21 protein-coding genes are annotated in these 25,564 nt (G+C 55.4%); 9 read left to right on the top strand and 12 right to left on the bottom strand.

The features are described from left to right. The first annotated feature begins 550 nt into the window (after positions 1-550). Entirely contained in the window at positions 551-1,084 is a 534-nt protein-coding gene (gene yihI / locus AC0IXH_RS17485; protein ID WP_013200068.1) for a Der GTPase-activating protein YihI, read from the top strand. Between the two features lie 264 nt (positions 1,085-1,348). After that, positions 1,349-2,707, top strand: coding sequence for an oxygen-independent coproporphyrinogen III oxidase (gene hemN / locus AC0IXH_RS17480; RefSeq protein WP_134824838.1), 1,359 nt, complete (start codon positions 1,349-1,351; stop codon positions 2,705-2,707). Positions 2,708-2,779: 72 nt separating this feature from the next. Here hemN and glnG read toward each other — a convergent pair whose 3' ends face one another. The 3 genes from glnG to glnA all read right to left on the bottom strand — a co-directional run bounded on the left by glnG (position 2,780) and on the right by glnA (position 6,796). Continuing rightward, positions 2,780-4,189 (bottom strand): nitrogen regulation protein NR(I), encoded by a 1,410-nt coding sequence (gene glnG, locus AC0IXH_RS17475; protein ID WP_013200070.1) that lies wholly within the window; start codon positions 4,187-4,189, stop codon positions 2,780-2,782. A gap of 7 nt (positions 4,190-4,196) precedes the next feature. Continuing rightward, positions 4,197-5,246 (bottom strand): nitrogen regulation protein NR(II), encoded by a 1,050-nt coding sequence (gene glnL, locus AC0IXH_RS17470; protein WP_053145234.1) that lies wholly within the window; start codon positions 5,244-5,246, stop codon positions 4,197-4,199. A gap of 140 nt (positions 5,247-5,386) precedes the next feature. Beyond that, on the bottom strand, positions 5,387-6,796 hold the full coding sequence (gene glnA / locus AC0IXH_RS17465; RefSeq protein ID WP_013200072.1) for a glutamate--ammonia ligase: 1,410 nt from the start codon (positions 6,794-6,796) through the stop codon (positions 5,387-5,389). A gap of 433 nt (positions 6,797-7,229) precedes the next feature. On the opposite strand from glnA, the gene typA reads away from it, so the two are divergent. The 5 genes from typA to fabY all read left to right on the top strand — a co-directional run bounded on the left by typA (position 7,230) and on the right by fabY (position 12,086). Further along, complete coding sequence (typA, locus tag AC0IXH_RS17460; protein WP_013200073.1) at positions 7,230-9,053, top strand: ribosome-dependent GTPase TypA; 1,824 nt, start codon at positions 7,230-7,232, stop codon at positions 9,051-9,053. 134 nt (positions 9,054-9,187) lie between these two features. After that, the gene (gene yihX, locus AC0IXH_RS17455; protein WP_013200074.1) at positions 9,188-9,784 is read left to right on the top strand and encodes a glucose-1-phosphatase; all 597 of its coding nucleotides are present in this window, start codon (positions 9,188-9,190) and stop codon (positions 9,782-9,784) included. After that, positions 9,785-10,657 carry a virulence factor BrkB family protein gene (locus AC0IXH_RS17450; protein WP_013200075.1) on the top strand — a complete coding sequence of 291 codons (873 nt, stop codon included), beginning with the start codon at positions 9,785-9,787 and terminating at the stop codon, positions 10,655-10,657. Further along, entirely contained in the window at positions 10,654-11,091 is a 438-nt protein-coding gene (dtd, locus tag AC0IXH_RS17445) for a D-aminoacyl-tRNA deacylase (RefSeq protein WP_053145240.1), read from the top strand. The genes AC0IXH_RS17450 and dtd overlap by 4 nt, the downstream gene beginning before the upstream one ends. 56 nt (positions 11,092-11,147) lie before the next feature. Continuing rightward, the gene (gene fabY / locus AC0IXH_RS17440; protein WP_041691835.1) at positions 11,148-12,086 is read left to right on the top strand and encodes a fatty acid biosynthesis protein FabY; all 939 of its coding nucleotides are present in this window, start codon (positions 11,148-11,150) and stop codon (positions 12,084-12,086) included. Between the two features lie 16 nt (positions 12,087-12,102). On the opposite strand, the gene rluF is transcribed toward fabY, so the two are convergent. From rluF to AC0IXH_RS17425, 3 genes are all read right to left on the bottom strand, one after another. Further along, the gene (rluF, locus tag AC0IXH_RS17435; protein ID WP_013200078.1) at positions 12,103-12,981 is read right to left on the bottom strand and encodes a 23S rRNA pseudouridine(2604) synthase RluF; all 879 of its coding nucleotides are present in this window, start codon (positions 12,979-12,981) and stop codon (positions 12,103-12,105) included. Between the two features lie 38 nt (positions 12,982-13,019). After that, on the bottom strand, positions 13,020-14,702 hold the full coding sequence (locus tag AC0IXH_RS17430) for an AsmA family protein (protein ID WP_346568362.1): 1,683 nt from the start codon (positions 14,700-14,702) through the stop codon (positions 13,020-13,022). A 128-nt stretch (positions 14,703-14,830) separates the two neighbouring features. Further along, positions 14,831-16,219 (bottom strand): nucleobase:cation symporter-2 family protein, encoded by a 1,389-nt coding sequence (locus AC0IXH_RS17425; RefSeq protein WP_346568364.1) that lies wholly within the window; start codon positions 16,217-16,219, stop codon positions 14,831-14,833. 160 nt (positions 16,220-16,379) lie between these two features. Here AC0IXH_RS17425 and AC0IXH_RS17420 point away from each other — a divergent pair, with 160 nt between their 5' ends. Next, positions 16,380-17,042, top strand: coding sequence for an SDR family oxidoreductase (locus AC0IXH_RS17420; protein WP_471720764.1), 663 nt, complete (start codon positions 16,380-16,382; stop codon positions 17,040-17,042). A 6-nt stretch (positions 17,043-17,048) separates the two neighbouring features. On the opposite strand, the gene recG is transcribed toward AC0IXH_RS17420, so the two are convergent. The 5 genes from recG to gmk are packed head-to-tail and all read right to left on the bottom strand — an operon-like array spanning position 17,049 to position 22,926. Continuing rightward, the gene (gene recG, locus AC0IXH_RS17415) at positions 17,049-19,130 is read right to left on the bottom strand and encodes an ATP-dependent DNA helicase RecG (protein ID WP_013200082.1); all 2,082 of its coding nucleotides are present in this window, start codon (positions 19,128-19,130) and stop codon (positions 17,049-17,051) included. Next, complete coding sequence (gene trmH / locus AC0IXH_RS17410) at positions 19,127-19,825, bottom strand: tRNA (guanosine(18)-2'-O)-methyltransferase TrmH (protein ID WP_455865018.1); 699 nt, start codon at positions 19,823-19,825, stop codon at positions 19,127-19,129. The genes recG and trmH overlap by 4 nt, the downstream gene beginning before the upstream one ends. A 3-nt stretch (positions 19,826-19,828) precedes the next feature. Next, entirely contained in the window at positions 19,829-21,952 is a 2,124-nt protein-coding gene (gene spoT, locus AC0IXH_RS17405) for a bifunctional GTP diphosphokinase/guanosine-3',5'-bis pyrophosphate 3'-pyrophosphohydrolase (protein ID WP_013200084.1), read from the bottom strand. Positions 21,953-21,973: 21 nt separating this feature from the next. Then, a complete protein-coding gene (gene rpoZ, locus AC0IXH_RS17400) occupies positions 21,974-22,249 on the bottom strand; it encodes a DNA-directed RNA polymerase subunit omega (RefSeq protein ID WP_004154766.1) in 276 nt (91 codons plus the stop codon). Positions 22,250-22,302: 53 nt separating this feature from the next. Continuing rightward, positions 22,303-22,926: a guanylate kinase gene (gmk, locus tag AC0IXH_RS17395; RefSeq protein ID WP_013200085.1), complete on the bottom strand. Its 624-nt coding sequence runs from the start codon at positions 22,924-22,926 to the stop codon at positions 22,303-22,305. A gap of 250 nt (positions 22,927-23,176) precedes the next feature. Here gmk and ligB point away from each other — a divergent pair, with 250 nt between their 5' ends. Next, positions 23,177-24,868 carry an NAD-dependent DNA ligase LigB gene (gene ligB / locus AC0IXH_RS17390; RefSeq protein ID WP_471720763.1) on the top strand — a complete coding sequence of 564 codons (1,692 nt, stop codon included), beginning with the start codon at positions 23,177-23,179 and terminating at the stop codon, positions 24,866-24,868. Here ligB and AC0IXH_RS17385 read toward each other — a convergent pair. Further along, positions 24,843-25,460 (bottom strand): trimeric intracellular cation channel family protein, encoded by a 618-nt coding sequence (locus AC0IXH_RS17385; protein WP_013200087.1) that lies wholly within the window; start codon positions 25,458-25,460, stop codon positions 24,843-24,845. The genes ligB and AC0IXH_RS17385 overlap by 26 nt on opposite strands. Between the last annotated feature and the right edge of the window lie 104 nt (positions 25,461-25,564).

Genomic DNA, 25,564 nt, shown 5'->3' with positions numbered 1-25,564 from the left:
ACTCCAGATAATAAGGTCAATTGCGCAGAGTATACCCTGTATAGAATGAAAGCGCCCAACCGACCTTTTTACGGCCGGGATTTTGTAGGAGATTGGCTATTAGATTTGCCAGAAGCTTCCTCTTTTTCACGCTAAATAAAACTAATAAAACATTTAATAACAATCTGTTATATAAACTTATGACTTTCCGAAAAGAATTTTGTTGTGGCACCTCCCTTGTCAGTTTGACCATTTAGTCTAAAGTAATTGGCAGAACCCGGACGGTTCTCTTCAGGATGATGTGCTCATGGGCGCCAGGACGGTGTGGAGCAGGGAAGGAGCGTGTTGGGATTTTCAACACAACATGGAAAGGATCGAGTCCAGGACGGGACTCCCAGGCAATGGAAAACCGGGATGTTGGCTGCTCAAAAGGATGCTGACCTAGTCAGTCCTTCTGCGGAAGGTGCGAAAAAAGGCGACAGGGTGACCTGGCGCCTTTTTTCTTTGTCTGCTTTCTGCTAGATTCCGCCGCAATTCTATACTGAATATAAATCGTCTGAGAGCAGAAAACATGAAGCAACCCGCACGCGCGCCACAGGATAAGAAACCGGCAGCAAAAACCCAGCGTAAAACGCGTGATGAATCCAACGCGGAAGCGCGCGATCGTAAGCGCGACAAGAAGCATCGCGGCAATGCCTCCGGCAGCCGTGCTAATCCGGTCACCGTTAACAAGAAGAGCGGCGAAAGCGCCGTCAGCAAAGATCCGCGCATTGGCAGCAAAAAGCCCATTGCCCTGGGTCCGGTGACTGCAGACGCTCAGCCCGCGAAGAAAGTGGCTAAAGTCGCTAAACCTGTAGAAGAGAAAAAAGTCCTTCTGTCTCCGGAAGAAGAGCTGGCGAAGCTGGAGAATGACGAACGTCTGGACACCCTGCTGGATCGCCTGGAAAAAGGCGAGACGCTGTCAGCAGAAGATCAGGCCTGGCTGGACCAGACGCTTGACCGTATCGACGTGCTGATGGAAGAGCTTGGCATCGCGCTGGACGACGGTGCGGAAGATGAGCAGGCGGAAGAAGATATGTACCGCTTGCTGAAAGGCGGCCAGTAACCTTTCTGCGTTATTGGGTAAAATTGAGGTGGCGCAGTATTGCGCTGCCCTTTTAAAAGGTTTCTCTGCGAATGAATTGGCCTGGATCAATTTTCGTGCTGATTATGCTCTGCAGCCTTGGCGGGTTATTCGTTAAACTACGTCGTCTTTCGCGGTTGAAAACCCAACTGCACCGAGCGACCGTCCGCCAGTCTGCCAGGCACACCCCTTTCACCCGACGGTCGGCATCCAGACGCCAACGCAGGAGTGAATACCGTGACGCAGATGATTGAATGGGATCAACGCCTGATCCAGACCTACAATATCTCCGGTCCCCGTTATACCTCCTATCCCACCGCGCTGGAATTTACCGAGCAGTACAACGAAGCGGCTTTTCAGCAGGCAGCGCAACGCTATCCCGATCGTCCTCTGTCCCTGTATGTTCACATCCCGTTCTGCCATCGGCTGTGTTATTTCTGCGGCTGCAACAAGCTGGTCACGCGTCAGCAGCACAAGGCGGATGCCTATCTGGATGCGCTGGCGAGCGAAATTCAGTCTCGCGCCAAATTATTTCGTGGCCGCACCGTCAGCCAGATGCACTGGGGCGGCGGCACACCAACGTATTTAAATAAGCAGCAGATAACCCGCCTGATCACCCTGCTGCGGCAGGCTTTTACCTTCAGTGAAGACGCCGAGCTGTCGATTGAGGTCGACCCGCGAGAAATCGAACTGGATGTGTTGGACCATCTGCATGCGGCAGGCTTCAACCGCCTGAGCATGGGCGTGCAGGACTTCAACAAAACGGTGCAGGAGAAGGTGAACCGGGTTCAGGATGAACAGGTGATCGTCGATCTTATCGCGCGTGCCCGTCAGGTTGGCTTTGCTTCCGTCAGTCTGGACCTGATCTACGGCCTGCCGGCACAGACGCCAGAGAGTTTTGCCTTCACCCTGCAGAAAGTCATCGCGTTGAACCCCGATCGGCTTAGCGTGTTTAACTACGCGCACATGCCGGCCTTGTTTGCCGCACAGCGCAAAATCAAAGAGGCTGATTTGCCGAATGCTCAGCAAAAAATGGATATCCTGCAGCAGTCAATCGCCATGCTGACCGGCGCGGGCTACCAGTTTATTGGCATGGACCACTTTGCCCGCCCTGACGATGAGTTGGCCGTCGCGCAGCGGGAAGGGAAGCTGCACCGCAATTTCCAGGGCTACACCACGCAGGGCGACAGTGATTTACTGGGCATGGGCGTTTCAGCCATCAGCATGCTTGGTGACACGTATGCGCAAAATGAAAAAGAGCTGAAATCCTGGTATGCCGCCGTGGCTGAAAATCACACGGCGTTATGGCGGGGTGTGGCGCTGTCGGCTGATGATTGCCTGCGTCGGGACGTGATTAAAACGCTGATGTGCAATTTCGCGCTCAATTTTGCTGACTTTGAGAGCGGTGAACGGTCCTTTAGCGACTATTTTGCCGAAGATCTGGCGCTGTTAGCTCCGTTCATCAGGGACGGGCTGGTGGAATGCCACGAGAAGGGCCTTCAGGTGACGGCTAAGGGACGTTTGCTGGTCAGGAATGTCTGTATGTGCTTTGACGTCTACCTGCGTCAGAAGGCGCGTATGCAGCAATTCTCACGGGTGATCTGATTGCCAGAAAACAAAAAGGCCGGACAAATACTGTTCCGGCCTTTTTTTTGGGTGACAGACTCGCGGTATCCGCTACTCCATTCCCAACTCTTTCAGCTTACGGGTCAGGGTATTTCGTCCCCATCCCAGCAAACGTGCGGCTTCCTGCTTGTGCCCCTGCGTGTGACGCAGTGCGGTGGTCAGCAGCGTGCGCTCCATTTCGGGTTGCGCTTCTGACAGCAGGTTTTGATGACCGGAACGCAGCGCGCGATCGGCCCATTGTGCCAACAACGTTGCCCAGCTGTCCGGCAGTGACTGCACCGGATTTTCAGGCGTTGAAGTCTCAAACAGCTCGGACGGCAGATCCTGAATCAACACTTCCTGTCCGGCCGCCATAACGGTCAGCCAGCGGCAGGTGTTCTCAAGCTGACGAACGTTACCAGACCAGTGAAGCCGGGTGAGGGCCGTTTCGGTTTCTGGGTGCAGGATCTTCGCTTCAACACCGAGTTCACGTGCCGCAACCTGCAGGAAATAGCGTGCCAGGCGCGGAATATCTTCGCGACGTTCGCGCAATGGCGGCAGGTGCACACGAATCACGTTCAGGCGGTGGAACAGATCCTCACGGAACTTGCCTTCCTGTACCCGCAGCTCCAGGTTCTGGTGGGTTGCCGCAATAATGCGCACATCCACTTTCACCGGTGCATAGCCACCAACGCGATAGAACTGACCATCCGCCAACACACGCAGCAAGCGGGTCTGAACATCCATCGGCATATCGCCGATTTCATCCAGGAACAGCGTGCCGCCGTCGGCCTGTTCAAAACGGCCCTGACGAATTTGATTAGCGCCGGTAAATGCGCCTTTCTCATGGCCAAACAGTTCCGACTCAATCAGGTCTTTCGGGATCGCCGCCATGTTTAGCGCGATAAATGGCGCTTTTGCCCGCGGGCTGTGGCGGTGCAGAGCATGGGCGACCAGCTCTTTACCGGTACCGGACTCGCCGTTGATCAATACGCTGATCGACGAACGGGAAAGGCGTCCAATAATGCGGAAAACATCCTGCATCGCGGGCGCTTCGCCAATGATGTCGGTAGTAGGGCCGCTAACCGGTTGATTACGCGGCTGCTGCTGCTCCTGGTAATGGCTGATCGCCCGTTCTACCAGCGCAACGGCCTCATCGATATCAAACGGTTTTGGCAGATAATCAAACGCACCCTGCTGATACGCGCTGACCGCCGCATCCAGATCGGAGTGGGCCGTCATTATGATGACCGGAAGCATCGGATGACGCTGCTTAATTTGTTTCAGCAGCGCCAGGCCATCCATGCCGGGCATGCGAATATCTGAAAGTAAAACGTCTGGGGTTTTACTGGCAAGGGCGTCCAGCACCTCATTAGCGCTGTCAAACGTGGCGCAGTTCAAACCGGCTCCAGTGAGCGCGCGTTCAAGCACCCAGCGGATGGAGCTATCGTCATCGACGATCCAAACTATCCCTCGTTGCATAGAAACCTCACTGGCGAATAGGCAGAAATACCGAAAATTCAGTGTGACCGGGCCAACTGCTAAATTCTATTTTTCCCGAATGCTGATCGATCAGGCTTCGGGCAATCGACAGGCCTAAACCTGTGCCGCCTTCACGCCCGCTCACCATCGGATAAAACAGCGTATCCTGCAGTTGTGCCGGAATGCCTGGGCCATCATCTTCAACATCGATGCGGGCCACCAGGCGATAGCGTACGCCGTGCAGCGTTAACTGAAACGCCGTGCGGGTACGAAGAGTAATAGTGCCGCCTTCTTCACCCAACGCCTGAAGCGCGTTGCGTACTACGTTCAGCAGGACTTGTTCAATCTGATCCGGATCGTGCGGCAGTTCAGGCAGGCTGGGATCGTAATCCCGCACCAGCGTGACGTTATCGGGCAGCTCCATCGACACCAGGTTCACGATGCGTTCTGCGACCTGATGGATACTCTGCGTGACGTGCATACCCGGCTGCTGTGGACCCAGCAGGCGATCAACCAGATTGCGCAGGCGGTCGGCCTGTTCAATGATCACCTTGGTATATTCGGTTAATGACGGATCGGGCAGGGCTTTCGCCAGCAGCTGTGCTGCGCCACGCAATCCTCCCAGCGGGTTTTTAATTTCATGTGCCAGACCACGGACTAAATCCCGGGCGGCGACCTGCTGAGCATGTTGAATTTGTTCCTGACTGAGACGGCGCTGATTATCCATCGGGGCCATTTCAAGCAGAATTAAGCCTTCAGGCAGACGCTGTGCGGTTAGCGACATAATATGCGCACGGCTGTCGACCACTAAAGTCACTTCACTGTCAGTAAAACCCTGACCTGCATCCAGACTCTCAAGCATGACGTCGATATTTAACGAAAAATATCCCATCAGTTCCGGCAGCGGTAATCCAAATAGCTTGCGGGAGCTTTGCGCTAACAGTTGTTGGGCCGCGGGATTGGCGTAATGCACCACCAGCTCGCTGTCGACCAACAAAATACTGTTAATAAGGGAATTGAGAATCTGCCCAGCATCGGGCAGCGTGCCTGTTGCCATACAGCCTTCTCCTGCACCATTTTAGTGCATTATAGTCCTTAAACCCGAAATTCGTCTTCCCGGACGATGAATTCGTGGTGAAAAAAGCCCATCCGGAGATGGGCTGGAATTTTCCACGGCAACAAATACTGTCTTACCTGTTAAACGCTGTAGTACAGCTCGAACTCAACAGGGTGTGGCGTCATACGAACGCGGTCCATCTCGGCTTTACGCAGTTCGATGTAAGCTTCGATAGCGTCGTCAGTGAACACGCCACCACGGGTCAGGAACTCGCGGTCTTCGTTCAGTGCTGCCAGCGCTTCGTCCAGTGAACCTGCCACTTTAGGGATCTCAGCTTCTTCTTCCGGCGGCAGGTCGTATAGGTTTTTGTCCATCGCATCGCCAGGGTGGATCTTGTTGATGATGCCGTCCAGGCCAGCCATCAGCAGTGCAGCGAAGCACAGGTACGGGTTAGCCGCTGGATCAGGGAAGCGCGCTTCGATACGACGTGCTTTCGGGCTGGCAACCACTGGGATACGGATAGAAGCAGAACGGTTACGGGCAGAGTAAGCCAGCATTACTGGCGCTTCGTAGCCTGGGACCAGACGCTTGTAAGAGTTTGTGGTTGGGTTCGCCAGGGCGTTGATCGCTTTAGCGTGCTTGATAACACCACCGATGTAGAACAGGGCCATTTCAGACAGGCCGCCGTATTTGTCGCCGGCGAACAGGTTGTTACCGTCTTTAGACAGTGACATATGGCAGTGCATACCAGAACCGTTATCACCGAACATAGGTTTCGGCATAAAGGTCGCTGTTTTGCCGTAGGCGTGCGCCACGTTGTGAACAACGTATTTGTAGATCTGAATTTCGTCAGCTTTTTTGGTCATGGTGTTGAAGCGGGTTGCCACTTCGTTCTGACCCGCGGTTGCCACTTCGTGGTGGTGAGCTTCAACAACCAGGCCCATCTGCTCCATGGTCAGACACATCGCAGAACGGATGTCCTGTGAGGAGTCGACAGGTGGAACCGGGAAGTAACCGCCTTTCAGACCTGGACGGTGACCTTTGTTGCCGCCTTCGTAAGCTTTACCGCTGTTCCAGTAAGCTTCGATATCGTCGATAGCAACATGGGAACCGGAGGTGCTGCTGCCGAAACGGATGTCATCGAACAGGAAGAACTCTGGCTCTGGTCCAAACAGAACGGTGTCTGCAATGCCAGAAGAGCGCAGGAAATCTTCAGCGCGCTTTGCGATGGAGCGTGGGTCACGATCGTAGCCCTGCATGGTGCCTGGCTCGAGAATGTCACAACGGATGATCAGCGTAGGATCTTCGAAGAATGGATCCAGCACAGCGGTGGTCGCATCTGGCATCAGAACCATGTCTGATTCGTTAATGCCTTTCCAGCCACCAATAGAGGAGCCGTCAAACATTTTGCCTTCTTCGAAGAAGTCAGCGTTAACCTGATGAGCAGGAATGGTGACGTGCTGTTCTTTACCTTTGGTATCGGTAAAACGCAGGTCAACGAATTTGACTTCGTGCTCGTTCATCATCGACAGAACGTGTTCAGCGGACATACTTAACTCTCCTGGATTTTGTCATTGTCGTCGTGGTTAGCGATCTCAAGGTGGACTTTGCTTATCTCGCATTGTCATCCGATAATAAAGATCTCTCACACGCTATCAACCGTTGTGAAAAACTGCATTCTTCGCTTGAGTGTATAAAGCGAAATCTATGCCAACTTTATTATTTACCTGAAAAAGCGCTATGATGCGCCCTCTCGTGATACGGGACCTGCACCATGATGGAAGTCGCGCACCATTTTGGTGCTATTGAGTGCTGAGTGAGCACTATTCTGGTGCATTTTTTCGATGGAGTGCGATTCTTGCACTGTTTAAGGTGTAAAAAGCAATCCTGACAGTTATCTTTAATTGAAATTTGTGATCCTGTTCAGTCCTTCGATTAATCCGTGTACAATAGCGCGCTATTTCTAATGCCTGAGGCAAAGCTGTGATCGAAAATTTGCGTAACATCGCCATTATTGCCCACGTTGACCATGGTAAAACTACCCTGGTCGATAAGTTGCTGCAGCAATCCGGGACCTTTGACGCCCGTACTGAAGCCACCGAACGCGTAATGGACTCCAACGATTTGGAGAAAGAGCGTGGGATTACCATCCTCGCAAAAAACACCGCCATTAATTGGAATGACTACCGCATCAACATCGTGGATACCCCAGGACACGCCGACTTCGGCGGTGAGGTTGAGCGTGTGATGTCAATGGTTGACTCGGTGCTGCTGGTTGTGGATGCAATGGATGGCCCAATGCCGCAAACCCGCTTCGTGACCAAAAAAGCGTTTGCTAATGGTCTGAAGCCGATCGTTGTTATCAACAAAGTTGACCGTCCTGGTGCGCGTCCGGATTGGGTTGTTGACCAGGTATTTGACCTGTTCGTAAACCTCGATGCGACTGACGAGCAGCTCGACTTCCCGGTAATCTATGCATCAGCGCTGAACGGTATCGCTGGTCTGGATCACAACGATATGGCTGAGGATATGACTCCGCTGTATCAGGCTATCGTGGATCACGTTTCTCCTCCGCAGGTTGAGGCAGAAGCGCCATTCCAGATGCAGATTTCCCAGCTGGACTACAACAACTACGTTGGTGTTATCGGCATCGGCCGCATCAAACGCGGTAAAGTTAAGCCAAACCAGCAGGTTACTATCGTAGATAGCGAAGGCAAAACCCGTAACGGTAAAGTCGGTAAAGTCCTGACCCACATGGGTCTGGAGCGCATCGAAGCGGTTGAAGCTGAAGCGGGCGATATCATCGCTATCACCGGTCTGGGCGAGCTGAACATCTCCGACACCATCTGTGATCCACAGGCTGTTGAAGCGCTGCCAGCACTGAGCGTTGATGAACCAACCGTAACCATGTACTTCAACGTAAACACCTCTCCGTTCTGCGGTAAAGAAGGTAAGTATGTGACTTCACGTCAGATCCTTGACCGTCTGAACAAAGAACTGGTGCACAACGTTGCGCTGCGTGTTGAAGAAACCGAAGATTCTGACGCCTTCCGCGTGTCAGGTCGTGGTGAGCTTCACCTGTCCGTTCTGATTGAAAACATGCGTCGTGAAGGCTTCGAAATCGCCGTTTCACGTCCTAAAGTTATCAACCGTAAAATCGATGGCCGCATGCAAGAGCCGTTCGAGAACGTGACGCTGGATATCGAAGAACAGCACCAGGGTTCTGTGATGCAGGCAATGGGCGAGCGTAAGGGTGATGTTAAAGACATGATCCCTGATGGCAAAGGCCGTATTCGTCTGGATTACCTGATCCCGGCGCGTGGACTGATCGGTTTCCGTACCGAATTCATGACCATGACGTCTGGTACCGGTCTGCTGTACTCCACCTTCAGCCACTACGATGATGTTCGTCAGGGTGAAATCGGCCAGCGCCAGAACGGCGTGCTGATCTCTAACGGCCAGGGTAAAGCGGTAGCATTCGCCCTGTTCAGCCTGCAGGATCGCGGTAAGCTGTTCCTCGGCCACGGTGCTGAAGTGTATGAAGGCCAGGTTATCGGTATTCACTCACGTTCAAACGACCTGACCGTGAACTGCCTGACCGGTAAGAAACTGACCAACATGCGTGCTTCGGGTACTGATGAAGCAACCACGCTGGTTCCGGCAATCAAGATGTCTCTGGAGCAGGCTCTGGAATTCATCGATGATGACGAACTGGTTGAAGTTACGCCAACGTCCGTACGTATTCGTAAACGTCACCTGACGGAAAACGACCGTAAACGCGCAAGCCGTGGTCCTAAAGAGTCTTAATCCTCTTTAAGCACTGCACTCTCAAGGCCGGAGCTCTCCGGCCTTGATTCTTCTCCCTGATTTTCCCCCTCTCCTGTTCAGTCTCCCGATTTACCGCTAGAGTGAATATCTCACCGGCACAAAAGGAGATGACCATGCTGTATATCTTTGATTTAGGTAACGTCATTGTTGATATTGATTTCAACCGGGTTCTTGGCGTCTGGAGCGATCTGGGGCGCGTACCGCTGTCTACATTGCAAAGCCGTTTCCAGATGGATGCGTCTTTCGAACAGCACGAACGAGGTGAAATCAGTGATGAAGAATTCGCAGAGAAAATGTGCGAACAGCTGGATGTCGCGTTAAGCTTCGAACAGTTTGCGGCGGGCTGGCAGGCGGTTTTTGTCGGCGTGCGTCCGGAAGTGATTGCCATCATGCACAAGCTGCGTGAGCAGGGCGATCGCGTTGTTATCCTCTCTAATACCAACAAGCTGCATTGTACCTTCTGGCCGACGCAATACCCGGAAGTGCAGAGCGCGGCAGATAAACTCTATTTGTCCCAGGAAATGGGGCTGCGCAAGCCTGAGCCTGAAATCTATCAGCAACTGCTGAATGCCGAAGATGCATCCGCACAGGAGGCGATTTTCTTCGACGATAATCTTGCCAACATTGAAGCTGCCCAGGCATTGGGTATTCACAGCGTGCACGTCACGGATGCCAGCGTGGTGCCGATGTTCTTTAGCGATCGCTTCTGAATGAGCCGTATTAATCATTACCGCCACCGGCTGCGGGCTTTTTGGGGTTGGCTAAAATTACTGTGGGAACGCATTGATGAAGATGCGATGACGACGCTGGCGGGTAACCTGGCGTATGTGTCGCTGCTGTCACTGGTACCGCTGGTGGCGGTGGTCTTCGCCCTGTTTGCTGCCTTTCCGTCCTTTGCCAATGTCAGTGTTCAGCTGAAGGCATTTATTTTTAATAACTTTGTGCCGTCTTCCGGTACGGTGATCCAGAGCTATCTGGAGCAGTTTGTCGCCAACGTCAACAAAATGACTGCGGTCGGCGCCTGCGGGCTGGTGGTGACGGCATTGCTGTTGATGTACTCGATCGATACCGCGCTGAATACCATCTGGCGCAGCAAGCGCAAACGCCCGATTGTGTACTCGTTTGCGGTGTACTGGATGATCCTGACGCTGGGGCCGCTGTTAGCGGGTGCCAGTCTGGCCATCAGCTCGTATCTGCTGTCGCTGCGCTGGGCGTCCGTGACGGGCGTCAGCTGGCTGATTGACTATGGGCTCAGGATTTTCCCGTTACTGCTCTCCTGGCTGTCATTCTGGCTGCTGTACAGCATCGTGCCGACCCGCCAGGTGGCGGGAAAGGATGCGTTGATTGGTGCGCTGGTGGCCGGGCTGCTGTTTGAGCTCGGGAAAAAAGGCTTTGCGCTGTATGTTACGATGTTCCCTTCGTACCAGTTAATTTACGGTGTGCTGGCGGTGATCCCCATCCTGTTCCTGTGGGTTTACTGGACCTGGTGTATCGTCTTATTGGGGGCCGAAATCAGTGCCACCCTTGGCGACTATCGCCTGATAAAACAAGAAGAACAAAAAAAAGAAGATGAGGAATTATGATTGCCTTAATTCAACGCGCGTTGAGCGCCAGTGTGACGGTGGCAGGAGAAACCACCGGTGAAATCGGCCCGGGATTGCTGATCCTTTTAGGCGTGGAAAAAGGCGACGACCAGCAGAAAGCCCAACGGTTATGCGATCGGGTGCTGGGGTATCGGATCTTCGGCGACGAAAACGACAAAATGAACCTCAATGTCCAGCAGGCGGGAGGTAGCCTGCTGGTGGTCTCACAGTTCACCCTGGCTGCCGACACGCAAAAGGGGATGCGTCCCAGCTTCTCCGGCGGTGCCGATCCCGCTGATGCGGAGCGGCTGTATGAATCCTTTATCGGCTGCTGCCGGGAAAAGGGGATGGTCACGGAAACGGGGCGTTTTGCTGCCAATATGCAAGTTGCACTGGTCAATGACGGACCGGTGACGTTCTGGCTGCAGGTTTGAGGCAGCTGGCTGAACGGCAGGGAGGCGTTGCGGGCTCAGAGAGAGAGAACCACTTTATGTATCACCTTCGGGTTCCTGAAACAGCAGAAGAGCTGGATACCTACTATCAGTTCCGCTGGGAAATGTTACGTAAGCCGCTCCATCAGCCGATGGGCTCAGAGCGGGATGCCTGGGATGCGTTAGCGCATCATCAGATGGTAGTGGACGAGCGCGGAGAACCGGTTGCGGTTGGCCGCCTGTACATCAATGCAGAAAATGAGGCCGCTATCCGCTTCCTGGCGGTGCATCCTTCCGTGCAGGGCAAAGGGCTGGGTACGCTGGTGGCGATGACGCTGGAGTCTGTGGCGCGCCAGGAAGGGGCCAAGCGAGTGGTCTGTAGCGCCCGTGAAGATGCCGTCGAATTCTTTGCCAAGCTGGGCTACATCAATCAGGGCGAAATTACCGCGCCGCAAACCACGCCGGTGCGCCACTTCCTGATGATCAAACCGGTGATGTCGCTCGACGATATTTTGCACCGTGCCGACTGGTGTGGGCAGCTGCAGCAGGCCTGGTACGATCACATCCCGCTGAGTGAAAAGATGGGCGTGCGCATCTTGCAGTTCACCGGGCAGAAGTTTATTACCACCATGCCGGAAACCGGCAACCAGAACCCGCACCATACCCTGTTCGCGGGTAGCCTGTTCTCGCTGGCGACGCTGACCGGCTGGGGATTAATCTGGCTGCTGCTGCGCGAACGTCGGCTTGGCGGCACGATTATTCTTGCCGATGCGCACATCCGTTACAGTCATCCGATTACCGGGAAACCGGGTGCCGTTGCCGATTTAGGCTCGCTGAGTGGCGATCTGGATCGGCTGGCGCGCGGACGTAAAGCGCGCGTGCAGCTGGAAGTGGAGCTGTTTGGTAATGAAGAGTGCGGGGCGGTGTTTGAAGGGGTTTACATCGTGCTACCCGCCGATGCTGACGGCCCTCTTGAGCAGGGCGGTTCCGGCGGGTAACGGAAGGGGCGCTGAGTTAGCGCCCTTTCTTTTTGCGCCCAGGCTGAACGAAACGCTTACGGGCAGCGCCGTTAGCAGTCGGCTTTTCTGCCGTTTTCGGTCCGGCGATGGTCGGCTTTTTCACCGCAGCAGGTTTAGCCTTCGGCTTGGCTTTCTTCTCCGGGTTTTCTTCCGACGAGGAATGCTCGATCAGCTTAAATAACTCAATCAGCTCATCATCCGTGAATTCACGCCATTCGCCGATTGGCAGGCCTTTCAGGCTGACGTTCATAATGCGCGTGCGTTCAAGCTTGGTTACTTCATAACCAAAGTGCTTACACATGCGGCGGATCTGGCGGTTAAGTCCCTGCACCAGCGTGATGCGGAACACGAACGGCGCCTCTTTCTTCACCTTGCATTTTTTGGTCACCGTGCCCAGCATCGGCACGCCGGCACCCAGCCCGGCAATAAACTCGTCAGTGACCAGTTTGTTGACCGTCACCACGTACTCTTTCTCGTGATCGTTGCCGGCACGCAGGATTTTGTTCACCAGATCGCCGTGGTTGGTCAGGAAGATCAGTCCCTGGGACTCTTTATCCAGACGGCCAATCGGGAAGACGCGTTTGCTGTGGTTAACGAAGTTAACGATATTGTCGCGCTCACCTTCTTCGGTGGTACTGATGATGCCGACGGGCTTGTTCAGCGCGATAAGCACCAGATCGTCTTCGTTACGAGGCTCAATCAGCTGACCGTTAACCTTTACTACATCCCCTGCATAGACCTGATCGCCCACGGCTGCACGCTTGCCGTTGATAAAAACATTTCCCTGTTCGATATAGCGATCGGCATCACGACGAGAACAGATACCGCTCTCGCCGATGTATTTGTTAAGACGAATGGATGAGTTGGTCAGCATGGTTCCTCCGTAAAAAAACGGACTATACCTTACCTGCGTTACTGCGCGCCAGTGACCTGACCCGCGTGCAGGGTTTGCTGCACGCTTTTGTCACCTGCGCTGGCGGAGAGGCTGCCGTTTACCGTCGGTTTTAACGGCGCATCAGCCGCCAGACTGGCCTGCGCTTTCAACTGCAGATCGCCATCGCCTTCCAGCGGAACCGTTGGCCAGCCCCAGTCGTGCAACAGATTAACCGGCACCTGACGACCGTTCAGGGTCAGCGAAAGGGCACGTTGCGGCTGCTGGGAAAGGGTCGCCAGGCTCTCGACCATGCCGTTTTTAGTGAACGCGCTCATCTCGGTAACGTTGATTTTGCTGTCGTCCGCGGTCAGTGCGATTGACGGATGGCGCAGATCCACCCGGTTAAAGGTGGCTTCAGCCGCGTTCAGGCTCAGGCTGCCTGACCAGATCCCCCACTGATGATCCTTCGCCATCAACAGGTTGCTGCCATTGCCATCCAGCGAGGTGGTCTGGAACGGGAAGGCCGGATTAATATCAATAATCAGATTGCGGTTGGCGGCAAATTTGGTCACTTCAACGCTATCCAGCCAGTCCGGCAGACGCGCCATCCAGTGTTCGCGCCAGTTCTGCGGCAGCGTGTATTCCAGACCGGCGATCGCCAGCTCATTCAGCGTGAGTTTCTTGTCACTGCGGTTCCAGTTGCCTTCGGTGCGGACCAGACCGTTAACCCAACGCGAACTGAACTGCGTCAAGGCGACGCCCTGTGGCGAGAAGGCCAGGTTCACAATCGGATCGTTGAGTTCCAGGCTGCCATTCACAAAAGTACTGGCGTTCATCGATAGCGAACCGTCATCGCTTTCCCAGTCACCGTTTTTCAGGGTGATATTCTTCAGCGCCATATCCAGGTCGGTCACTGCCCAGTCCGTTCCCTGCAGGCGGGCATCGGTCATATCAATGCGGTCAAAATGCACTGACGGCAGCGCTAACAGCGGATCGAGGAAGCCGCTGAGGGTGTTATCAGACTGCAGGCGGATGCTGTTGAGGCGCAAATTCGCCACGTCCCAGTTTCCCTGAGCATCACGTTGCGCGCTGGCGGTGATCGAGCCCAGCGCAGCATCCGCGCCAATATTGCTGATGATCAGCTGCCTATTCTTGATGCTGCCCTGAATCAGCACATTGCTGGCGGGAATGCCGTTAATCTCCACTGAACCGGCACTTATCTGGAAGCTGGCATCGTTGCCGATGAAATCGCCGGCCTGCGGTTTCCAGGGGAGAACGCCGCCATCGACTCGGGTTGCCGTGACGGGCAGGCTGCTGTCCGGGCTGTTCACCGCCATCTGGTTCAGTTGCAGCCTGTCAGCCTGCAGCGGCAGCGGTTTTCCCTTGCCGGAAAGCGTCAGCGAGCCTTTTTCCAGCCAGATGCTGGCGAAATGCAGCGGCTGGGTAAACTGGATAACGCTCAGGCCAAGATCGACGCGTTTAGCGGTTACCATCGCCGGCTGCGTTTTGTGGCCAAAGGAGACATCGTTCAGGATCAGATGGTCAGGATCGGAAAAGTTATGCTCCAGCTTGCTCATCGCCAGCTGATAGTCGGTATGTGAGCTAATGGTACGGCTAATCCAGCGGGCACCCCACTGGGTCTGCACCACAACATACAGCGCAACCACTGCCAGCAGCAGGATCAGCAGAATCGTCAGCAGAATTTTTCCGATTACTTTCATGGCATCTGTCCCTGTGAACATCGGGTAAAAGGTTGTTATGCCTGATTTATCATCGAAGCTCAACTCTCAGAAGACGCAGAGGGCACCAGGACCCTCTGCGAATCACCACAGGATGACACAAGACGGGATTATTTTTCCTGCGGAAAGAGCAGATTCAGAATGATGGCAGTGATGCCGCCAGCGGCAATTCCGGAAGAAAGTAACGTTTTCAACCAGTCAGGAGCAAATTGCAGGATCAGCGGCTGCTGAGAAACGCCCAGGCCAACTGCCAGTGACAGCGCCATAATCATGATCGCCCGGCGGTTTAGCGGCTCGCGGGAAACAATGCGCACCCCGGAAGCGGCAATCGTACCGAACATCACCAGCGTCGCGCCGCCCAGTACCGGTTCCGGAATATGCTGCACAAAGCCACTCACCGCCGGGAACAGACCCAGCACAATCAACATTAACGCCACGACAAAGCCAACGTAGCGGCTGGCCACGCCGGTCAGCTGGATCACGCCGTTGTTCTGGCCGAAGCAGGAATTAGGGAAGGTATTAAACAGCGCCGAGACGAAAGAGTTCAGCCCGTTAGCCAGCACGCCGCCTTTCAGGCGCTTCATATACAGCGGCCCGCTGACCGGCTGCTCGGAGACATCTGACGTTGCCGTGATATCACCGATGGTTTCCAGCGAGGTCACCATAAATACCAGCATCAGCGGGATCAGCAGGTTCCAGTCAATGCCCAGACCGTAATAGAACGGCGTCGGCACCGCGATCAGCGGCTGGCTGACCGGCACGCTGTTTTCAGGCAGCATGCCGAGCGCCCAGGCCAGCAGATAGCCGACGGCCATCGCAATCACCAGAGACGCCACGCGCAGATAAGGATTCCGCTGACGGTTAAGCAGAATAATCACCAGCAGCACCGCACCCGCCAGCATCAGATTCTTAGGCGCACCAAAGGTGTGATCGTTCATCGCCGCAAAGCCACCGCCAATCGACGTCAGGCCAACCTGGATCAGTGACAGGCCGATAATCATTACCACAATGCCTGACACCAGCGGGGTAATTACCCGGCGGGCAAGATGCAGGAAGCGGGAAAGGATCATTTCCGTGCAGGAGGCCAGCATCAGCGTGCCGAACAGCGCGGCCATCATGGTGGGCACATCGGCACCGCCATTCTTCAGCGTCATTCCGCCCATAATCAATGGCGTGACGAAGTTAAAGCTGGTTCCCTGAATCGACAGCAAACCCGAACCAACCGGGCCCCAGGTTTTAATTTGCAGTACGGAAGCCACGCCCGACGCAAACAGCGACATGCTGATAATGTGCTGCGTATCCTGCGCCGGCAGGCCCAACGCCTGGCAAATCAATAATGCGGGGGTGATCACCGCCACAAACATCGCCAGCAGATGCTGACAGGCTGCAAACAGGGTTTGCGGCAGAGGAGGGCGATCTTCCAGACGGTAGATTAATTCACTTTTCACCGCAGGTATTGGGTTACGGCTGGCTGCTGCATCGGGGATATTGGCGGACATTCTCTGGCTTCTCTGACGAAGAAAGTGGCGATTTTAATCGTCTGGTGGGCAAAAGCAAACGTTTGCCGGGCGTTATAGTTGGGTTGTTCAGCCTTCACCCAGCGAAACGGCGCGCTGTTCGCTAGACTAAGGGTAACTACGTCCACTGAGAGAGGAACACATGCAGGTATTTATTATTGGTGCAACGGGTGGCGTCGGAAGCCGTTTAAGAAAGAGTCTGGTCAAAGCCGGGCATCAGGTGACCGGTGTTTACCGCAGCGAAAGCCAGGTGGATGACCTGGTCGCCGATGGGGTTAAGCCGGTAAATGTGGATTTGATGAACACCAGCGGGGAAAAGCTGGCCGAGGTGATGAAAGGCTGTGATGCGGTGGTGTTCTCTGCCGGCGCTGCCGGTGCCGGTATCGAACAGACGGACGGGATTGATGGGCGCGGGTGCAAGTTTGCCGCCGAAGCGGCCAGGCTGGCAGGGATCAAACGCTTTCTGCTGGTCTCCGCGTTCCCGGAGGCCGGCCGGGCGAAAACCATCTCGCCTACCTTTGAACACTATATGCAGGTGAAGAAGCAGGCCGATGTGATGCTGGCCGCCACCGCGCTGGATTGGGTTATTCTGCGTCCGGGTACGCTGGTGAATGGCTCTGGCAGTGGAAAAGTGCGGCTGGGTCTGGCGATCCCTTATGGCACGGTGCCAAGAGCGGACGTTGCCGCCGTGCTGCACAGCCTGATCGATCATCCTGAGGTCAACCGGGTGATCATCGAGCTGACGGCCGGCGAGCAGGCGGTTAATGATGCCGTGGCAGAAATGGCGGCTTACAGCGGCCGATAGCGGGATTCAGGCGTTGGTATAGCGCTGCGTTTCCGGCAGCCAACGCTCAATCAGCGACTGCGCCTGAGTCGGATAATGCTGGTGGATGTGGCGGGCGACGCGCTGAACTTCGGGGATCATTGCGGCATCCCGCAGCAGGTCCGCCACTTTGAATTCGGCGTTACCTGTCTGCCGGGTGCCGAGCATTTCGCCTGGCCCACGAATTTCCAAATCGCACTGGGCAATCACAAAGCCGTCATTGCTGTCGCGTAAAACCTGCAGGCGCTTTTGCGCCGTTTTGCTCAGCGGCGCTTTGTACAGCAATACGCAGTGCGATGCGACCGATCCACGACCCACGCGGCCGCGCAGCTGGTGGAGCTGTGCCAGGCCCAGCCGCTCGGGATTCTCAATGATCATCAGGCTGGCGTTCGGCACATCCACACCCACTTCAATCACCGTGGTGGCGATCAGCAGGTGGATCTCACCCAGCTTAAAGGCCTGCATCACCGCCTGCTTTTCCGACGGCTTCATGCGCCCATGCACCAGTCCAACGTTCAATTCTGGCAGCGCCAGCTTCAGTTCTTCCCAGGTGGCTTCTGCGGCCTGAGCCTCAAGCTGTTCAGACTCTTCAATCAGGGTACATACCCAGTACGCCTGACGTCCTTCATCGCTGCAGGCGCTTTTCACCCTGGCGATAATGTCCGGCCTGCGGGTATCGGGGATGGCAACCGTGGTGACCGGCGTTCTGCCCGGTGGCAGTTCATCAATCGTTGAGGTATCGAGGTCAGCATAGGCAGTCATCGCCAGCGTTCGCGGAATGGGCGTGGCGGTCATGATCAGCTGATGCGGATGGAAACCCTGCTCTTCGCCCTTCTCCCACAAAGCGAGGCGCTGATGGACGCCAAAGCGATGCTGCTCATCAATAATCACCAGTGCCAGCCCGTTAAACTGCACCTGTTCCTGGAAAATGGCATGGGTGCCGACGATCATCGACACCTGACCGCTGGCGATGGCTTCCTGCTGCGCCAGTCGGGCTTTGCCTTTTTGTTTTCCTGCCAGCCAGCCCACTTCAATCCCCAGCGGTTCAAACCACTGACGGAAGTTGTTGGCGTGCTGTTCAGCCAGCAGTTCGGTCGGCGCCATCAGGGCAACCTGCTTACCGTAAGCGATGACGTTTAGCGCGGTGAGTGCGGCGACCAGCGTTTTGCCCGATCCCACATCGCCCTGAACCAGACGCATCATCGGATAGTCGTGAACCAGATCCTGCTCAATTTCACGCACCACGCGTGCCTGGGCACCCGTCGGGCTGAAGGGCAGCGCGGCCAGTAATTTGTTACTCAGGTCATGGCGTGCAGGCATTGATAAGGCATGGTAGCGCTGGGCACCGGCGCGAACCGCAAGCATGCTGAGATTGTGCGCCAGCAGTTCTTCCATAATCAGCCGCCGCTGAGCGGGATGCTTACCGCTCTCCAGATCGGCGAGCGCCATATCCGGCGGCGGACGGTGCAGGGTGCGCAGTGCGTCTTTCAGGCTGATCATGCCCTGGCTTAACTCGGGCGGCAGCAGTTCGGCAATGGCGCAGGTATCCAGCAGAGCCAATGCCTGGTCCGTCAGATTGCGTAGCGTCGCCTGGCGGATGCCTTCGGTGGTGGAGTAAACCGGTGTCAGCGTCTCCTGCAGCTCAACCCCGCTATGGTCACCCTGGATGCGATATTCGGGATGAATAATCTCCGCGCCGCGCTGGCCACGTTTCACTTCGCCATACGCGGTGACGCGTTTGCCTGGAGAGAGGCTGTTTTTCATGCCGGCGTTGAAGTTGAAGAAGCGCAGGGTGAGGATGCCGCTGCCGTCACTGATCTGACAGGTCAGCATGCGCTTACGGCCGAAGGAGATGTCGCTTTGCAGCACCTCGCCTTCTACCGTGGCATAAATATTGGGAAGGAGATCGTTAATCGCGTACAGCTGGGTGCGGTCTTCATAACGCAGCGGCAGATGCAGCAATAAATCCTGCACGGTTACCAGCCCCAGCTTCGCCAGTTTGCCTGCCTGACTTGCGCCAACGCCAGACAACGAATTCAGCGGGACGGCATCGAGCAGGCGGCCGGTCATTTTCTGCGTACCGAAGCTTGCATGCTGTCCCACCATTCGGCATCGGCGATCACTTCACCGACGTCGCTAATTTCCGGGTAAGGCAGACCTTTGTGCTTCGCGACGCGCGCCAGCACAGGGTAACCGCCTTCGAACAGTAAACGCTGCTGCTCGCTGTATTCCAGCGTGCTTTCCTGTCGCTGATACATGCCGGCGTTTTGCCGCTGGCGCTGGGCTTCATAGAGAATTAAGGCCGAGGCCACAGAGACGTTCAGCGACTGCACCATCCCGATCATCGGGATAATGATGTCCTGGTCAGCAAGGTCGAGGGCTTGCTGGGTGATGCCGGTTTTTTCCTGCCCCATCAGAATGCAGGTAGGGCGGGTGTAATCAATCTCACGGAAATCGACGGCTTTATCAGAAAGATGGGTGGCAAGAATTTGCATCCCCTGGCCTTTGAGCTGGCCGACGGCATCAGCAATATTGCTGTGCGTTTTCACCTGGACCCAGCTGTTGCTGCCCGCAGCAGACGAGACCATGGTGCGCATCCGGCTACCGGGCCAGACCGCATGGACTTCGTGCACGCCAACCGCATCCGCGGTACGGATCACCGCGGCGACGTTATGGGGCTTATGAACCTGCTCCATACAAACGGTCAGGTCGTGCTGGCGGGCGGCCAGCATCTCAAGGATGCGGGCATAGCGTTGAGCATTCATGCGTTAGTTTCGGTTGCGATGAACTTTAATCACGTCCGGCATTACGCGGATTTTACGCATAATATTCGCCAGGTGGACGCGATCGCGTGCCGTCAGACGGATAAAGGCGCTGTAAACCCGGCCATCTTTTTCTTCCGTATTCAGACTCTGGATATTGGACTCAGCCGTATTGATTGCCGCGGTCAGATTCGCCAGCGCGCCCTGATGGTTGAACATGTCCACTTTGATCTCCGCCACGAACTCATGCTCGGTGACTTTATCCCATTCTACGGCCATGTACTTCTCTGGCTCTTTCTGCCAGCCGCGAATGTTACGGCACGACTCATGGTGCACCACCAGGCCTTTGCCAGGGCTGACGTGCGCCACAATCGGATCGCCTGGAATCGGGCGGCAGCACTTAGCGAAGGTGATCAGAACGCCATCTGCGCCTTTGATCGGCAGCTTATTGCGCGAAGAAGAGGTCGTTGTTTGCTGTGGTGCAGGCGCAGCGTGTTCGCCCTGCTGCAGATTCTTCGCCACCACCACGCTCATCGCATTGCCGAGGCCAATTTCAGCCAGCAGGTCATCCATGGTCGGCAACTTCATTCTTTCCAGCTCATGCTGAACATTTTCAGGCGGGATTTCGGCCAGTTTACGGCTGCCCCCTAACGCATGGTTCAACAGACGACGGCCAAGGCTGACGGAGTCTTCGCGCTTGAGGTTTTTCAGCAGCTGACGGATTTTCGCCCGGGCTTTCGAACTCACCACAAAGTTCAGCCAGGCGGCGTTTGGACGCGCGCCAGGTGCGGTGATGATTTCGACGGTTTGCCCGCTGGTCAGCGGCTGGGAAAGCGGATACGGCTGACGATCGACACGTGCGCCAACGCAGGCATGACCGATATCGGTATGCACGGCGTAAGCAAAGTCGACCGGCGTTGCGCCCGCAGGAAGTTCGACAATGCGGCCTTCCGGGGTAAAAACGTAAATCTCATCCGGGAACAGATCGGATTTCACGCTTTCGATAAATTCAAACGAGCTACCGGCACTCTGCTGCAGCTCCAGCAGGCTTTGCAGCCAGCGCTGGGCGCGGATTTGTGCGGTGGTGCTGCTTTCACCTTGCTCTTTATAAGCCCAGTGCGCGGCGACACCCATTTCTGCCATCTGATCCATATCTTCGGTACGGATCTGGACTTCGACCGGCACGCCGTGCGGACCAATCATCGAGGTATGCAGCGACTGATAGCCGTTGGCCTTGGGGATCGCGATGTAGTCTTTCACCCGACCTGGGCGCGGTTTGTAGAGGCTGTGCATCTGCCCCAGAACGCGGTAACAGGTATCGAAATCACTGACAATCACTCGGAAAGCATAGATATCCATAATGGAATGGAAGCGCTGCTCTTTCAGATGCATTTTGCAGTAAATCGAATAGAGGTGTTTTTCCCGACCACTGACGCGACAGGGGATCCCGGCTTCCTGCAGACGACCGTCAATTTCAGAGAGGATTTTCTGGATCATCTCTTTACGGTTGCCGCGGGCCGCTTTAACCACTTCTTTAATGACGCGGTAGCGGTTTGGGTAAAGTGCTTCGAAACCCAGCTCTTCGAGCTCAGTTTTCAGGTGATGAATACCCAGACGGTGAGCCAGAGGGCTGTAAATTTCCAGCGTCTCTAACGCAATGCGTCGTTTTTTATCCGGGCGCAGGGCCCCGAGGGTACGCATATTGTGGGTGCGGTCAGCGAGTTTGATCAAAATGACGCGGATATCCTGCACCATCGCCATGATCATTTTGCGGAAGTTTTCCGCCTGCGCTTCTTTTTTATCGCGGAATTTTAGCTTATCGAGTTTAGAAACCCCCTCGACCAGTTCAGCAACAGTCTGACCAAACAGCTGTTCCATATCCTGATACGTTGCGGGCGTGTCTTCGATAACGTCGTGCAAAAGCGCGGCCATGAGCGTTTCATGGTCGAGCTTCATTTCAGCAAGAATGCAGGCCACGGCTACCGGGTGGGTGATATAAGGCTCACCACTGGAGCGCGTCTGTCCCTCGTGAGCATCACGTGCGACAAGGTAAGCTTGCTTGAGGCGTTTAATCTGATCCTCAGGCAAGTATTTTTCAATCAGTTGATTGAGACTTTCGAACAGATACAAGGGCGACCTGCAGGCTGGTGATTAACGACGACCTTCAGCGATAGCGGTTACGGCCTGCAATTCAGCGGCTTCCTGCTCATGCTGTTCCTGGCGATCACGCACATCCAGAATCTGGTTGGTGATCAGACCTTCTTCGATTTCGCGCAGCGCGATCACGGTAGACTTGTCGTTTTCTTCCGGAACCAACGGATCTTTACCGCCAACCTGCATCTGACGTGCGCGACGAGCCGCGACCAGAACCAGGTCAAAACGGTTACCAATTTTCTCTACTGCGTCCTGAACGGTTACGCGTGCCATAAGTGTGATACTCCACGGGTGACGAAATGACTGGGCATCATACTGAGTTGTCCTCAGTCTGCCAATAGTTTGCTGATTAATGCGTCATGACGGGATTTTTGACGGCCCATACGCAGACGCTCAGCGCGAATGATGGTTTTCAGATCGGACAGTGCCAGGTCGAAATCATCGTTCACAATAAGGTAATCATACTCCGCGAAGTGGCTCATCTCTGCCACGGCCTGAGCCATGCGCTTGGTGATAACCTCTTCGCTGTCCTGTCCGCGGCCACGCAGGCGACGATCCAGTTCATCTTTCGATGGCGGCAAAACAAAAATGCTGCGTGCCTGGGGCATTTTCTGGCGGATTTGCTGCGCGCCTTGCCAGTCGATATCCAGGAACACATCCACGCCGGTCGCTAATACCTGCTCGATCGCTTTACGCGAGGTGCCGTAATAGTTGCCAAACACTTCCGCGTGCTCAAGGAAGGCTTCTTCCTTAATCATGCCGCGGAATTCGTCATGACTGACGAAAAAGTAGTGTTCGCCGTGATTCTCACCGGGACGCACTCCCCGCGTCGTGTGGGAAATGGAAACCTGAGTATCGTACAGCGGCTGCGTTTTCAGCAACGCGTGAATCAAGCTGGATTTTCCCGCCCCACTGGGAGCAGAAACAATAAAAAGTGTGCCTTGAGCCATGATTATCTTGATATGCCAATAAAGCGGAGTCTACTTCCTGCACAGTATACACGGCTGATGCCCTTCATGCAGCGTTTCAGCGCCATGGCGGTGCATTTTCTCAGAATATGGAAAGCAGGTCGCGGTATGGATGCAGCTTTTCATGCTAGGCAAATCAATTTTCGAGCGGCATTCCAGGTCGTTTCTTTGCCTCTCGCCAACCGGTCCATTTTTGCATTTAATCCCCACAGCACCCTAAAAGGAGACAGGGATGAACAAACTATGGCTGGTACTGGCCTTGTTCGCGGGCATCGCGCAGGCCGCTTGTCCTGCCTGGACGCCGGCCAGAGCAGAGCAGGAAATGAAGGCGCTGGAAAATCAGCTCAGTGCGTGGGATGACGCCTATTACCGTGCGGGCGAACAGAAAGTGCCGGACGATCGTTACGATGCGCTGGCACTCAAGTATCAGGCGTGGCAGCACTGCTTTGCTCCCGGCAGCGATCTTCGCCAGCCGGCGCTGGCCCGTAACGGCAAAGTCCTGCATCCGGTGGCTCACGTCGGGGTGAAAAAGGTGGCTGACCAGCAGGCGCTTTCACGGTGGATGGCGGGAAAAGACGCGCTCTGGGTGCAACCCAAGGTAGACGGTGTGGCCGTTACCCTGCATTACAAACGGGGAAAACTGGCTCAGGTGATCAGTCGCGGAAATGGATTGCAGGGAGAAGACTGGACGGAAAAAGCCCGCTTTATCCCCGATATTCCCCAACAGATCGCGCTGGGGTCTGACAGCCTCGTTTTGCAGGGCGAGCTTTACCTGAAGATGACCGATCATCAACAGACGTTACTGGGCGGCCTGAATGCCCGTGCCACGGTGGCGGGGGCCATGCGGCGCAATGCCCCCTCAGATACGCTGAACAGGCTGGGTATTTTTATCTGGGCGTGGCCCGACGGACCGGCAACCTTGCGGGAAAGGATCGAAAGGCTCAGCGAAGCGGGCTTTCCAATGATGGGCGAGTGGAGTAAACCGGTTCGCTCTGCGGAAGAAGTCGCTGGCTGGCGTGAACGTTGGTTTGCTCAACCGTTACCCTTTGTCACCGACGGCGTGGTGGTCCATAGCCAACCTGTTAAAGGCGCTTACTGGCAGCCAGGCGAGAACGCCTGGTCGGTGGCCTGGAAATATCCTCCCGCCACGGTGACCACGGAAGTCCGTTCGGTGGATTTTCCGATTGGGCGCACCGGGAAAATAAGTACGGTGCTGAATCTTGTCCCGGTAAAGCTGGATGATAAGCAGGTCAGTCGGGTCAATGTCGGTTCGTTCAACCGCTGGCGGGAGGCGGACATTGTCGCCGGCGATCAGGTTGCGGTCAGCCTGGCGGGGCAAGGCATTCCACGGCTGGATGAGGTGGTCTGGCGGGTGGCCGATCGCACGCTTCCTGAGCTGCCTGATGCGACCTTATTCCATCCCCTGAGCTGTTTTAGCCTGACGCCTGTTTGTCGTCAGCAGCTTCTGGCCCGGCTTGTCTGGCTGAGTGGCAGGGCCGCCTTAACTCTATCTGGTGCCAGCGAAAGCACCTGGCAGCGGATTATGCAGTCCGGCCAGCTCACTCACCTTTTCTCCTGGCTGACGTTAACGGCAGAACAGTTAAGCCAGATCGCCGGTATTACCCCGGCAAGGGCGAATCAGCTCTATCACCAGTTCAACCAGACCCATCAGCAACCTTTTAAACGCTGGGTCAGGGCGTTAGGCGTGCCGGTTCCCAACAAGGCGTTAGATGCGCTGGATGATGACAACTGGCAGAGCCTGCTCTCGCGGAAAGTTGCCGACTGGCAGCGCCTGCCAGAGATAGGCGAAAGGCGTGCGGGTCAAATCGTGACCTTCCTTCAGCATCCCGATGTGCAGGCGCTGATCGCTTTTCTCTCAACACATCTTCAGCAATCGATCAGTGTTCAGCATGAGGGTAATTGAAAATGGGCAGGCCAAGCTTAAATCGCAGTGCCAGCAGACGGGCAATAAAGCCGAAGAGCAGGGTCGCGGTGATCACCACTTCGTGGGAAAGCGGGGTCTTCAACAGCAGGATATAGATCCAGCCAGAGGCGAAAGCGATGCCGGCATACAGTTCTTTCTGGAACACCAGCGGGATGCGGTTGCAGAACATATCGCGCAGCACGCCGCCAAACACGCCGGTAATGACCGCGCAGATTGCCGCAATGATCGGCGCATGGCCCATATCCAGCGCGACTTTTGTGCCGATGATGGAGAACACCACCAGGCCAAGCGCATCCAGCACCAGGAACACTTTGCGCAGGTGCGGCATCAGATGGGCTAATTGGGTGGTGACGACGGCCGCTGCGGCCACAATGATGATATAGACCGGATGCTGCACCCAGCCAAGTGGATAATGGCCTAGCAGCATATCCCGCACCGACCCGCCGCCAATGGCGGTGACCGAGGCGATAATGATGACGCCGAACATATCCATTTTGCGTCGCCCGGCTGCCAGCGCGCCGGTCATGGCTTCAGCGGTGATACCGATGATGTAGAGAACAGTAAGTAACATAGCCAGCTCCAGAGTGATCGCCGGCAAGCCTGCAGGATCTGCAGCAGATTGACGATTGAATTTTTTTAAGGCGAATTCAGCTAAATTAGATTAGCTAATCCGAA

The organism is Erwinia sp. AC075 (assembly GCF_979253995.1).
The sequence above is the reverse complement of the archived record's forward strand: the minus strand, read 5'-3'. Positions and strand labels throughout refer to the sequence as shown.